At 70.0% G+C, this 13,395-nt stretch carries 7 protein-coding genes; all 7 read left to right on the top strand.

Features of this window, described 5'->3' with window-relative positions:
* The first annotated feature begins 179 nt into the window (after positions 1-179).
* Entirely contained in the window at positions 180-5,672 is a 5,493-nt protein-coding gene (locus ACO0M4_RS04545; protein ID WP_430368301.1) for a HAMP domain-containing protein, read from the top strand.
* Positions 5,673-5,937: 265 nt separating this feature from the next.
* Positions 5,938-6,597: a response regulator gene (locus ACO0M4_RS04550; protein ID WP_430368302.1), complete on the top strand. Its 660-nt coding sequence runs from the start codon at positions 5,938-5,940 to the stop codon at positions 6,595-6,597.
* A gap of 110 nt (positions 6,598-6,707) precedes the next feature.
* A complete protein-coding gene (locus ACO0M4_RS04555) occupies positions 6,708-9,503 on the top strand; it encodes a DNA translocase FtsK (RefSeq protein WP_430368303.1) in 2,796 nt (931 codons plus the stop codon).
* Positions 9,504-9,727: 224 nt separating this feature from the next.
* Positions 9,728-10,567 carry a helix-turn-helix domain-containing protein gene (locus tag ACO0M4_RS04560; protein ID WP_430368304.1) on the top strand — a complete coding sequence of 280 codons (840 nt, stop codon included), beginning with the start codon at positions 9,728-9,730 and terminating at the stop codon, positions 10,565-10,567.
* Positions 10,568-10,672: 105 nt separating this feature from the next.
* Positions 10,673-12,178 (top strand): 30S ribosomal protein S12 methylthiotransferase RimO, encoded by a 1,506-nt coding sequence (gene rimO / locus ACO0M4_RS04565; protein ID WP_430368305.1) that lies wholly within the window; start codon positions 10,673-10,675, stop codon positions 12,176-12,178.
* Positions 12,175-12,834, top strand: a complete 660-nt coding sequence (gene pgsA, locus ACO0M4_RS04570) for a CDP-diacylglycerol--glycerol-3-phosphate 3-phosphatidyltransferase (protein WP_430368306.1) — start codon at positions 12,175-12,177, stop codon at positions 12,832-12,834. The genes rimO and pgsA overlap by 4 nt, the downstream gene beginning before the upstream one ends.
* A complete protein-coding gene (locus tag ACO0M4_RS04575) occupies positions 12,831-13,367 on the top strand; it encodes a CinA family protein (protein ID WP_430368307.1) in 537 nt (178 codons plus the stop codon). Before pgsA ends, ACO0M4_RS04575 begins: the two co-directional genes overlap by 4 nt.
* Positions 13,368-13,395: the final 28 nt, after the last annotated feature.

Consider the following 13,395-nt stretch of genomic DNA (forward strand, 5'->3'; position numbering starts at 1 on the left):
CAGGTTACTTACCTTCGCCGGGCCCGGGGATGCCGGTCACGTGTCTTTCGCCCCAATCGTGCATCGGGACGGTGTGCGATGCTGCCGAACTGTTATGGCCTGGTTGAGGCATGGTGAAACACTGGGCAAGCATGAAGAGCGAGCCCGGAGAGAACGGTCGACCCTGCGGGAGGGGCACGGTGGAGTCTGGCGTAGCGGCGCGGGGCGTAAGCACGCGCGCAAAAGGCGGACGATCCCGGAGTAATGGGACGACTGAGGTCGATACAGCTGCACTGAATCGGCTGCTCGCCGCGCTCGTCGCCATGCGGGATGGGAACTTCCGGAAGCGATTGACGGTTTCCGGCGAAGGCGTCATGTCGGAGATCGCGGCGGTCTTCAACGAGGTCGCCGACCGGAATCTTCACCTGACCGGTGAGCTGGCCCGGGTGCGCCGGGTCGTGGGACGTGAGGGAAAACTCACGGAGCGGTTGGAGGCCGGCGCCGCCGAGGGCTCCTGGGCCGCGGCCATCGAGGCGTCCAACGCCCTGGTGGACGATCTGGTACGGCCGGTTTCCGAGGTCGGACGGGTACTGTCCGCGGTCTCCGAGGGCGACCTGGAACAGCGGATGGATCTGCGGTCGCGGAGTTCGGACAGCTCTTCGGAGCATCCCCTGCGCGGTGAATTCCTGAAGGTCGGGCGGACCGTCAACGGTCTGGTGGACCAGCTCTCCGCCTTCACCGACGAGGTCACCAGGGTGGCCAGCGAGGTCGGTACGGAGGGCAAGCTCGGCGGCCAGGCGCGGGTGCGCGGCATGTCGGGTTCGTGGAAGGACCTCACGGATTCCGTCAACACGATGGCGTCCCGGCTGACCGCGCAGGTGCGGGACATCGCGCTCGTCACCACGGCCGTCGCCAAGGGTGACCTCTCGCGGAAGGTGACCGTCCACGTCGCCGGCGAGATGTTGGAGCTGAAGAACACCGTCAACACGATGGTGGACCAGCTGTCCTCGTTCGCCTCCGAGGTGACCCGGGTCGCCCGTGAGGTCGGTACGGAGGGCGAGCTGGGCGGTCAGGCCCAGGTGCCCGGTGTGGCCGGGGTGTGGAAGGACCTGACCGATTCGGTCAATCTCATGGCGGGCAACCTCACCGCGCAGGTGCGGGGGATCGCCCAGGTCACCACCGCGGTCGCCAGCGGCGACCTCTCGCAGAAGGTCACGGTCAGCGCCCGCGGCGAGGTGGCGCAGCTGGCCGAGACCATCAACACCATGACCGAGACGCTGCGCACCTTCGCCGACGAGGTGACGCGGGTCGCGAACGAGGTCGGGGCCGAGGGCCAGCTCGGTGGCCAGGCACAGGTGCCGGGTGCCGCCGGTACGTGGAAGGACCTCACCGACTCGGTGAACAACGCCTTCCGCAACCTCACCGGGCAGGTCCGGGACATCGCGCAGGTGACGACGGCGGTGGCCAACGGCGACCTGTCGCAGAAGGTCACCGTCGATGTGGCCGGCGAGATGCTGGAGTTGAAGAACACCGTCAACACGATGGTGGACCAGCTCTCGGCGTTCGGCGCCGAAGTGACGCGGGTGGCCCGGGAGATCGGCGTCGAGGGCGAACTGGGTGGCCAGGCCGCCGTACCGGGCGCCGCGGGCACCTGGAAGGACCTCACCGACTCCGTCAACACCGCCTTCCGCAACCTCACCGGACAGGTGCGCAACATCGCGCAGGTGACCACGGCGGTGGCCAACGGCGACCTGTCGCAGAAGGTCACCGTCGACGTCTCCGGCGAGATGCTCCAGCTGAAGAACACCGTGAACACCATGGTGGACCAGCTGTCGTCGTTCGCGGACCAGGTCACCCGCATGGCCAGGGACGTGGGCACGGAGGGCCGACTGGGCGGTCAGGCGCGGGTGGACGGCGTCAGCGGCACCTGGAAGGAACTGACCGACTCCGTCAACTTCATGGCGGGGAACCTCACCTCGCAGGTGCGGCAGATCGCCCAGGTGACGACGGCGGTGGCGCGCGGCGACCTGTCGCAGAAGATCGACGTCGATGCGCGCGGCGAGATCCTGGAGCTCAAGAGCACCATCAACACGATGGTCGACCAGCTCTCCGCCTTCGCCGAGCAGGTGACCCGGGTCGCCCGGGAGGTCGGTACGGAAGGCCGGCTCGGGGGGCAGGCGCAGGTGCCGGGCGTCGCCGGCGTCTGGCGTGACCTGACCGACTCGGTGAACGGCATGGCCGGCAACCTCACCGCCCAGGTCCGCAACATCGCGCAGGTCGCGACCGCGGTGGCGCGCGGTGACCTGTCGCAGAAGATCGACGTGGACGCCCGCGGCGAGATCCTGGAGCTGAAGAACACCCTCAACACCATGGTGGACCAGCTCTCCTCGTTCGCCGAGGAGGTCACCCGGGTCGCCCGTGAGGTCGGCACCGAGGGCATCCTGGGCGGCCAGGCCGAGGTCCAGGGCGTCAGCGGTACGTGGAAGGACCTCACCCAGTCCGTCAACTTCATGGCGAACAACCTGACCTCGCAGGTGCGCAACATCGGCGAGGTGACCACCGCGGTGGCCCGCGGCGACCTGTCGAAGAAGATCACGGTCGACGCCAAGGGCGAGATCCTCGAACTCGTCACGACCGTGAACACCATGGTCGACCAGCTGTCGCTGTTCGCGGAGCAGGTGACGCGGGTGGCCCGCGAGGTCGGTACCGAAGGTCAACTCGGCGGCCAGGCAAGGGTTCCGGGCGTCACCGGTATCTGGAAGGACCTCAGCGACAACGTCAACCTGATGGCCAACAACCTGACCATCCAGGTGCGGAACATCTCGCAGGTCTCGGCGGCGGTCGCCAACGGCGATCTGACGAAGAAGGTGACGGTCGAGGCGCGCGGCGAGGTCGCGCAGCTGGCCGACACCGTCAACACCATGGTGACCACCCTCTCGTCGTTCGCCGACGAGGTGACCCGGGTGGCCCGTGAGGTGGGCACCGACGGCATCCTGGGCGGCCAGGCCCGCGTCCCCGGCGTCGCCGGTACGTGGAAGGACCTCACCGAGTCGGTGAACTCCATGGCCAACAACCTGACCGGTCAGGTCCGCAACATCGCCATGGTCACCACCGCCATCGCCAAGGGCGATCTGACCAAGAAGATCGACATCGACGCGCGGGGCGAGATCCTGGCGCTGAAGACCACCATCAACACGATGGTCGACCAGCTGTCCTCGTTCGCCGAGCAGGTCACCAGGGTGGCCCGCGAGGTGGGTACGGAGGGCCAGCTGGGCGGTCAGGCGCAGGTGCGCGGCGTGGCCGGCACCTGGAAGGACCTGACGGAGTCGGTGAACGAGATGGCCGGGAATCTCACCCGGCAGGTGCGTGCCATCGCCGCGGTCGCCGCGGCGGTGACCCTCGGCGACCACAACGTCCGGATCGACGTGGACGCGGCTGGCGAGATCCTGGAGCTCCAGGACAACATCAACACCATGATCTCCACGCTCCGGGAGACCACCCTCGCCAACGAGGAGCAGGACTGGCTGAAGGGCAACCTCGCCCGGATCTCCGGTCTGATGCAGGGCCGCCGCGACCTCAAGGACGTCGCCACGCTCATCATGAGCGAGCTCTCGCCCGCGGTCTCCGCGCAGCACGGGGCGTTCTTCCTCGCCGCGCGGCCCGACGTGCAGGAGCTCGGCGCCGAAGGCAGCAGCGGATACGAACTGCGGCTGATGGGCTCGTACGGCTACTCCATGGGCGGGATGCCCACGACGTTCCGGCCGGGGGAGACGCTGATCGGGACGGCGGCGGAGGAGGGCCGCACGATCCTGGTGGAGAACGTGCCCTCCGGATACCTCAAGATCGCCTCGGGGCTGGGGGAGGCGCCGCCGGCCAACGTCATCGTGCTGCCGGTGCTCTTCGAGGACAAGGTGCTCGGCGTGATCGAGCTGGCGTCCTTCCAGCCGTTCACCCAGATCCAGAAGGACTTCCTCAGCCAGATCGCCGAGATGATCGCGACCAGCGTCAACACCATCTCGGTGAACACCAAGACCGAGGTGCTGCTGGGGCAGTCGCAGGAGCTGACCGAACAACTCCGGGAGCGCTCCGCGGAGTTGGAGAGCCGGCAGAAGGCGCTGGAGCTGTCCAACTCCGAGCTGGAGGAGAAGGCCGAACAGCTGCGGGCGCAGAACCGCGACATCGAGGTGAAGAACACCGAGATCGAGGAGGCGCGGCAGGTCCTGGAGGAGCGCGCCGAGCAGCTCGCGGTCTCGATGCGCTACAAGTCGGAATTCCTGGCGAACATGTCGCACGAGCTGCGGACGCCGCTGAACTCGCTGCTGATCCTCGCCAAGCTGCTCGCCGACAACGCCGAGGGGAACCTCTCCCCGAAGCAGGTGGAGTTCTCCGAGACCATCCACGGCGCCGGCTCGGACCTGCTCCAGTTGATCAACGACATCCTCGACCTGTCCAAGGTGGAGGCCGGCAAGATGGACGTCAGTCCGACCCGGATCGCGCTGGTCCAGCTCGTCGACTACGTCGAGGCCACGTTCCGGCCGCTGACCGCCGAGAAGGGACTCGACTTCTCGGTACGGGTCTCTCCGGAGTTGCCCGCGACCCTGCACACCGACGAGCAGCGGCTCCTGCAGGTGCTGCGCAACCTGCTCTCCAACGCGGTGAAGTTCACCGACAGCGGCGCCGTCGAGTTGGTGATCCGGCCGGCCGGGGAGGACGTCCCGGTGGCCATCCGCGAACAGTTGCTGGAGCACGGTTCGTTGCGCGACCCGGACGCCGACATGATCGCGTTCTCGGTGACCGACACCGGGATCGGCATCGCGTCGAGCAAGATGCGGGTCATCTTCGAGGCGTTCAAGCAGGCGGACGGCACCACCAGCCGCAAGTACGGCGGCACCGGCCTGGGCCTGTCCATCAGCCGGGAGATCGCCCGTCTGCTGGGTGGGGAGATCCACGCCCAGAGCGAGCCCAACCGCGGTTCGACGTTCACCCTGTACCTGCCGCACAACCCGGGCGGGCTGCCGCCGCAGGGCTATCCGCAGCTGGTAGCCGGCGGGCTGGCGATGGACGCGGAGGCGCGCGAGACCGAGGACGGGCTCCAGGAGAGCGTGGAGCCGCCGCGCGAGACGGGGACCGTCGGCAGTCTCAACCGGCGCCGCCGGCGGGCGGTTTCCGGCGGGGCGCAGCGGTTCGCACTGCCGGGCCACCCGACGCTCGGGTCGCAGCAACTCTCCGCGGCGGCGCAGCCGGTCGCCCAACAGCCGGAGGAGTCCTGGCTCGGCAACGGACAGGATCTGGTCGACCCGGGCTTCGAGGGTGGGTTCCACGGCGAGAAGGTGCTGATCGTCGACGACGACATCCGCAACGTCTTCGCCCTCACCAGCGTGCTGGAGCAGCACGGGCTGTCGGTGCTGTACGCCGAGAACGGCCGGGAGGGCATCGAGGTGCTGGAGCAGCACGACGACATCGTGCTGGTCCTGATGGACATCATGATGCCGGAGATGGACGGTTACGCGACCACCTCGGCGATCCGGCGGATGCCGCAGTTCGCCGGCCTGCCGATCATCGCGCTGACGGCGAAGGCCATGAAGGGCGACCGGGAAAAGAGCATCGACTCCGGGGCGTCGGACTACGTGACCAAGCCGGTGGACACCGATCATCTGCTGTCGGTCATGGAGCACTGGATGCGCCAGAGGTGACGGGCCGTCCAGTGGGCGTCCAATATGGGATCCGGAAGGATCATCGCGTGCTGACTCAGTGTGGCCGTGGACGTGTGGAACCGCGGGATTCGGGGAACTTTCTCGTCTCTCGCTGCGTTTCTGCTACGTGCACAGTGACATCGCGGTGACAGGGTGTGGCGACGGGCGGGGTGCAGCTACGATGACCGGCACAAGGACGGGCGGCATGACGGAGTCGTCCCCTGGGGCGGCGTCCGGTTCCATGCCGGGGCGAGGAGGACGGGCCATGGTGCAGAAGGCCAAGATCCTCCTGGTCGATGACCGGCCGGAGAATCTGCTGGCGCTGGAGGCAATCCTCTCCGCGCTCGATCAGACACTGGTGCGGGCATCGTCCGGGGAGGAAGCGCTCAAAGCACTGCTCACCGACGACTTCGCGGTCATTCTGCTCGATGTGCAGATGCCGGGGATGGACGGTTTCGAAACCGCCGCGCACATCAAGCGGCGGGAGCGCACCCGGGACATCCCGATCATCTTCCTCACCGCGATCAACCACGGCCCGCACCACACCTTCCGCGGTTACGCGGCCGGCGCGGTCGACTACATCTCCAAGCCGTTCGACCCGTGGGTGCTACGCGCCAAGGTCTCGGTCTTCGTCGACCTGTACATGAAGAACTGCCAACTGCGTGAGCAGGCCTCGCTGCTGAGGCTGCAACTGGACGGCGGCCGACAGAACGTCGGTGAGGCCAAGGAGTCCCCCGGGCTGCTCGCCGAACTCTCCGCGCGGCTGGCCGCCGTCGAGGAGCAGGCCGAGGCACTCTCCAAACAGCTCGACGAGTCCGCGGACGCCGCGGCGGTGGCCACCGCCGCGCACCTGGAGCGCAAACTCACCGGCCTGCGGCGGGCGCTGGACGCCTTGGAGCCCGGGGCCGGGGCACCCGCCGGCTGACGGAACGTCCGCGGCCGGCTGACGGCCTTTCATGAGCCGGGCGCGCGACACGAATGGGTGAAGCGCCACGCGCTCGTGCCGCGCACGCCGGCGCCTGTAATCTCGTCGGCATGGCCTCACGTACGTCCGGCAAGGGAACCCAGCGCACGGCGGGCCCCTCGAAGCCGCGCGCCGGACAGTCCGGAGGCGCCGCGAAGAAGACCGCCGCCAAGAAGGCGCCAGCGAAGCGGCCGCCGGCCAAGAAGGCCGCGGTCGCCAAGAAGGCCCCGGCGAAGAGGGCGCCCGCCAAGAAGGTCGCGCCGAAGCCGGCGCCGTCGCCGACCGGCGGCGTCTACCGTCTCGCGCGGGCCTGCTGGCTGGGTGCCGCGCACGCCATCGGGGCGGTGTTCCGCGGCTTCGGCCGCGGCGCCAAGAACCTCGATCCGGCGCACCGCAAGGACGGGCTGGGGCTGCTGCTGCTCGGCCTGGCACTGGTCGTCGCGGCCGGCACCTGGTCCAACCTCTCCGGCCCGGTCGGCAACCTCGTCGAGCTGCTGGTGACCGGTGCGTTCGGGCGGCTCGACCTGGTCGTCCCGATACTGCTCGGTGGCATCGCGGTCCGACTCATCCGCCACCCGGAGCGGCCGGAAGCCAACGGCCGGATCATCATCGGGCTCTCGGCGCTGGTGATCGGCGTGCTCGGACAGGTGGCGATGGCCTGTGGGTCCCCGGGGCGGGGCGACGGGCTCGCCGCCATACAGGACGCCGGCGGCTATGTCGGCTGGGCGGTGTCCAAGCCCCTGATCTTCACCGTCGGGCAGACCCTGGCGGTGGCGCTGCTGGTGCTGCTGACCGTCTTCGGCCTGCTGGTGGTGACCGCGACGCCGGTGAACGCCATCCCGCAGCGGCTCCGGGCGCTCGGCGCGCGGCTCGGCTTGCTGGAGACCACGGACGAGGCGGCGTACGACGACGAGGTGGAGTACGCCGAGGAGTGGCGTGAACAGCCGGCCCGCCGGTCGTACCGGACCTCTCCCACGGAGGCCGAACCGGAGGCGTTGGAGGAGGCCGCGCTCGCCAAGCGGCGGCGGCCGCGCCGGGCCGCGGCCCAGCCCGCCGACCGGCCGATGGACGCGGTGGACGTCGCCGCCGCGGCCGCCGCTGCGCTGGACGGCGCGGTGCTGCACGGCGTGCAACCCTCGCCGCTGGTCGCCGAGCTCAGCGGCGGCATCTCCGGGGAGCGGCGGGAGCGCACCGCGGACATCGCCGAGGAGAGCGGCGCGGTGCCGCCGGCCCGGGGCGCGGAGCCGCCCGCGGCCGTCCCGGCGCCCAAGGCCGAGCGCTCCTCGTCGGTGCCGGACCTCACCAAGGGCGCGGTGCCGGACCTCACCAAGGCGGCACCGGAGCCGACCGGCGACCTGCCGCCGCGCGCCGAGCAGCTCCAGCTCGCCGGCGACATCACCTACGCGCTGCCGTCGCTCGACCTGCTCACCCGCGGTGGTCCCGGCAAGTCCCGCAGCGCCGCCAACGACGCCATAGTGGAGTCGCTGACCAACGTCTTCACCGAGTTCAAGGTCGACGCCGCCGTCACCGGCTTCACCCGCGGCCCGACGGTCACCCGGTACGAGGTCGAGCTCGGCCCCGCGGTGAAGGTCGAGAAGATCACGGCACTGGCCAAGAACATCGCGTACGCGGTGGCCTCCCCGGACGTGCGGATCATCTCGCCGATCCCCGGCAAGTCCGCGGTCGGCATCGAGATCCCGAACACCGACCGCGAGATGGTCAACGTCGGCGACGTACTGCGCCTGGCGGACGCCGCCGGGGACGACCATCCGATGCTGGTCGCGCTCGGCAAGGACGTCGAGGGCGGCTACGTGATGGCGAACATCGCGAAGATGCCGCACGTACTGGTCGCCGGCGCGACCGGCTCCGGCAAGTCGTCCTGCATCAACTGCTTGATCACCTCGATCATGATGCGGGCCAGCCCCGAGGACGTCCGCATGGTGCTCGTCGACCCCAAGCGGGTGGAACTGACGGCCTACGAGGGCATCCCGCACCTGATCACGCCGATCATCACCAACCCCAAGCGGGCCGCCGAGGCGCTCCAGTGGGTGGTGCGCGAGATGGATCTGCGCTACGACGACCTCGCGGCCTTCGGCTACCGGCACATCGACGACTTCAACGCGGCCATCCGCTCCGGCAAGCTCAAGACGCCCGAGGGCAGCGAGCGCGAGCTGACGCCCTACCCGTACCTGCTGGTGATCGTGGACGAGCTGGCGGACCTGATGATGGTCGCGCCGCGGGACGTCGAGGACGCCATCGTCCGCATCACGCAGCTGGCCCGCGCGGCCGGCATCCACCTGGTGCTGGCGACCCAGCGGCCGTCGGTCGACGTCGTCACCGGTCTGATCAAGGCCAACGTGCCGTCCCGGCTGGCGTTCGCCACCTCCTCGCTGGCCGACAGCCGGGTCATCCTCGATCAGCCGGGCGCCGAGAAGCTGATCGGCAAGGGCGACGGGCTCTTCCTGCCGATGGGGGCCAACAAGCCGGTCCGGATGCAGGGCGCGTTCGTCACCGAGGAGGAGGTGGCCGTCGTCGTCCAGCACTGCAAGGACCAGATGGCGCCCGTCTTCCGGGACGACGTCACCGTCGGCACCGCCAAGAAGAAGGAGATCGACGAGGACATCGGCGACGACCTCGACCTGCTGTGCCAGGCGGCGGAGCTGGTGGTGTCCACCCAGTTCGGGTCGACGTCGATGCTCCAGCGCAAGCTGCGGGTGGGGTTCGCCAAGGCCGGGCGGCTGATGGACCTGATGGAGTCGCGGAACGTCGTCGGGCCGAGCGAGGGCTCCAAGGCGCGTGACGTGTTGGTGAAGCCGGATGAATTGGACGGAGTGCTGGCGGTCATCCGGGGGGAGGCTACCCAGTAGCACGCACGTGCGGACCCGCTCGTCCGCGCGCGGAGGCAACCGTTTCCCTTGGCGGTACGTCAAGTTGAGGGAGGCGGGGGAGGCTGCTCCGGCCTCCGGCCCCGAGGCAGCGCCACGGGGCGTTCTGATGGCGTACAAACCCGGCTCTCCCGCTTGCCCGACCCTTTCGTAACACCCCTAGACTGAACTTCCAGCAGGTGGCTACACGCTCGAAAGGCGCCCCCGTGTCCATCGGCAACTCCCCCAACTCCCCCGAAGAGGACCGGCCTTCCGCCGGTCCGGACCGGCCATCGGTCGGCCGAGCCCTCCAGCAGGCCCGCATCGGTGCGGGACTGACCGTCGAAGAGGTCAGTACGGCGACGCGGGTGCGGATCCCCCTCGTGCACGCGATCGAACAGGACGACTTCTCGCGCTGCGGCGGCGACGTCTACGCGCGCGGACACATCAGAGCGCTCGCCCGTGCCGTCTCCCTCGACCCCCAATCCCTGATCGAACGCTACGACGCCGACCACGGCGGCCGGCCCACTCCGACCGTCGCCGCCCCGCTCTTCGAGGCGGAGCGGATCCGGTCGGAACCGCGCCGCCCCAACTGGACCGCCGCGATGGTCGCGGCGATCGTCGCCGTCATCGGCTTCGCCGGCTTCACGTTCTTCAGCAGCGGCAGCAAGCACCAGGGCGGCCCGATCGCCTCCGACACCGCCAAGGCCGACAAGCCGGGCCCGGCCCCCAGCACCATCCACCCCCAGGCCCCCCAGCCGCCCCGCCCGGCCCCGTCCGACAGCGCCATCGCCGGACTGCCCAAGGACAAGGTCACGATCAAGGTGACTGCCAAGGACGGGCAGAGCTGGATCTCCGCCAAGGACGCCAACGGCAAACTCCTGCAGGACGGGCTGCTCAAGCAGGGGGAGTCGAAGACGTTCACCGACAAGAAGCGGATCGATCTCGTCGTCGGGAACGCCGGGGCCGTACAGCTGTACGTCAACGGCAAGGAGGTCAAGAAGGTCGGCGACGAGGGCTCGGTCGAGCGGCTGAGCTACACGCCGGGGGACCCGCAGGCGGGCTGAGGGCCGCCGCCCGGGCGCTTCCCGCCGCCCGCCCCCGGGGTCCCGGGACGGGCGGCGGAGACCTGCGCGCCATGGGGGCGTCCGGGACGAAGTAGGCTGAGCCCCATGCCCGAACGCCGTACCGTCGCCCTTGTCACCCTTGGCTGCGCCCGTAACGAGGTGGACTCGGAGGAACTCGCAGGCCGCTTGGCAGCGGACGGCTGGGAGCTCGTCGAGGACGCCGTCGACGCGGACGTGGCCGTCGTCAACACCTGTGGCTTCGTCGAGGCCGCCAAGAAGGACTCCGTCGACGCCCTGCTGGAGGCCAACGATCTGAAGGATCACGGCCGGACCCAGGCCGTGGTGGCCGTCGGCTGCATGGCCGAGCGCTACGGCAAGGAGCTCGCCGAAGCGCTGCCCGAGGCGGACGGGGTGCTCGGGTTCGACGACTACTCCGACATCTCCGACCGGCTACAGACCATCCTCAGCGGCGGCATCCACGCCGCGCACACCCCGCGCGACCGCCGCAAGCTGCTGCCGATCAGCCCGGCCGAGCGCCAGGACGCAGCCGGGGTCGCGCTGCCCGGCCACGCCCAGTCCGGTGCCGAGGAGCCGGCGGCCCCGCCGCAGGACCTGCCCGAGGGTGTCGCGCCGGCCTCCGGGCCGCGAGCACCGCTCCGCCGCCGGCTGGGCAACGACCCGGTGGCCTCGGTGAAGCTGGCTTCGGGGTGCGACCGGCGCTGCTCGTTCTGTGCGATCCCGTCCTTCCGCGGCTCGTTCATCTCGCGCCGCCCCTCGGACGTGCTCGGCGAGACCCGCTGGCTGGCCGAGCAGGGCGTCAAGGAGGTCATGCTCGTCTCCGAGAACAACACCTCCTACGGCAAGGACCTCGGCGACATCCGGCTGCTGGAGACGCTGCTGCCGGAGCTGGCCGCGGTCGACGGCATCGAACGGATCCGGGTCAGCTACCTCCAGCCCGCCGAGATGCGGCCCGGCCTGATCGACGTCCTGACCGGCACCGACAAGGTGGCGCCCTACTTCGACCTGTCGTTCCAGCACTCGGCGCCGGGCGTGCTGCGCGCGATGCGGCGGTTCGGTGACACCGACCGCTTCCTGGAGCTCCTGGAGACCATTCGGACCAAGGCTCCGGAGGCCGGGGCCCGCTCCAACTTCATCGTCGGTTTCCCCGGCGAGTCGGAGAGCGACCTGGCGGAGCTGGAGCGGTTCCTCAGCGAGGCCCGGCTGGATGCCATCGGCGTCTTCGGCTACTCCGACGAGGACGGCACCGAGGCCGCCGGCTACGAGAACAAGCTCGACCCCGAGGTGGTCGCCGAGCGACTGGCGCGGGTGTCCCGGCTGGCCGAGGAGCTGACCGCGCAGCGGGCGGCCGAGCGGGTCGGGGAGACGGTCCGGGTGATGGTGGACCGGATCGACGACGAGGACGACGGGATCGTCGGTCGGGCCGCGCACCAGGCGCCGGAGACCGACGGGGTCACGCTGCTCACGACCGGCCAGGACCTGCGGCCCGGTCGTATGGTCGAAGCAAAGGTGGTCGCGAGCGAGGGCGTGGACCTCGTGGCGGAGGTGCTGTCGGTGGACGGTACGGGATGTACCGAGGAGGCGGGCAGATGAGCGGAGCCTCGGCTTCCGCCGCCGGGAGGCCGCGCACGACGCCGGCCGTCCGGCAGGCCGGGCTGTGGAACATCGCCAACGTCCTGACGATGCTGCGGCTGCTGCTGGTCCCGGCGTTCGTGCTGCTGCTGATGCACGACGGTGGGACGAGCCCGGCCTGGCGGTCGTTCGCCTGGGCGGCCTTCGCCGTCGCCATGATCACCGATGTCTTCGACGGGCATCTGGCGCGCACGTACAACCTGGTCACCGACTTCGGCAAGATCGCCGACCCGATCGCGGACAAGGCGATCATGGGCGCCGCGCTGATCTGTCTGTCGGTGCTGGGGGATCTGCCCTGGTGGGTGACGGGTCTGATCCTCTTCCGGGAGTTGGGCATCACGCTGATGCGGTTCTGGGTGATCAAGCACGGAGTGATTCCGGCCAGCCGCGGCGGCAAGATCAAGACACTGGCACAGGGCACCGCCGTGGGCATGTACGTGCTGGTGCTGACCGGGCCGCTGGCCACCTTCCGCTGGTGGGTGATGGCGGTGGCGGTGGTGCTGACCGTGGCGACCGGGCTCGACTACGTGCGGCAGGCCGTGGTGCTGCGCCGGGCCGGACTGGCCTGGGAACGCGCCGAGCTCGCCGAGAGTCCCGCGAAGGACGACGTCCGGTGAGCGCGCCGGGTTCTGCGGCGGCCGGGGCACTGGAGGTGCTCGCCGGGCGGCGGCAGAGCCTGGCGGTGGCCGAGTCGCTCACCGGCGGGCTGGTCGCGGGCGAGCTGACCGCCGTCCCCGGCGCCTCACGGGTGGTGCGCGGGGCGGTCACGGCGTACGCCACCGACGTCAAGCGGGAGCTGCTGGGGGTGGACGGCGCGCTGCTGGCCGCCCGCGGGGCGGTGGACGGCGAGGTCGCCCGACAGATGGCCGGCGGGGTGCGCCGGGTCCTCGGTGCCGACTGGGGCATCGCGACCACGGGCGTCGCCGGGCCCGAGCCCCAGGACGGGCAACCGGTGGGCACCGTCTACGTCGCCGTCCAGGGCCCGGACGGCGAGGACGTGGTGCGGCGGCTGGGGCTGACGGGGGATCGTGACCGGATCCGTCGGGACAGTGTCCAAGCCGTGCTCGCGCTGCTGCTCTGCGAACTCACGGAAAATGCGCGGGCACAGGATACGGAACAACACGGGGGGAATGGATGTTTGCAGCCCTGAGTGAACACGTACTCGCTCCCGGCACGCC

This window comes from Streptomyces sp. RGM 3693, assembly GCF_050471125.1.
Taxonomy (GTDB): Bacteria; Actinomycetota; Actinomycetes; order Streptomycetales; family Streptomycetaceae; genus Streptomyces.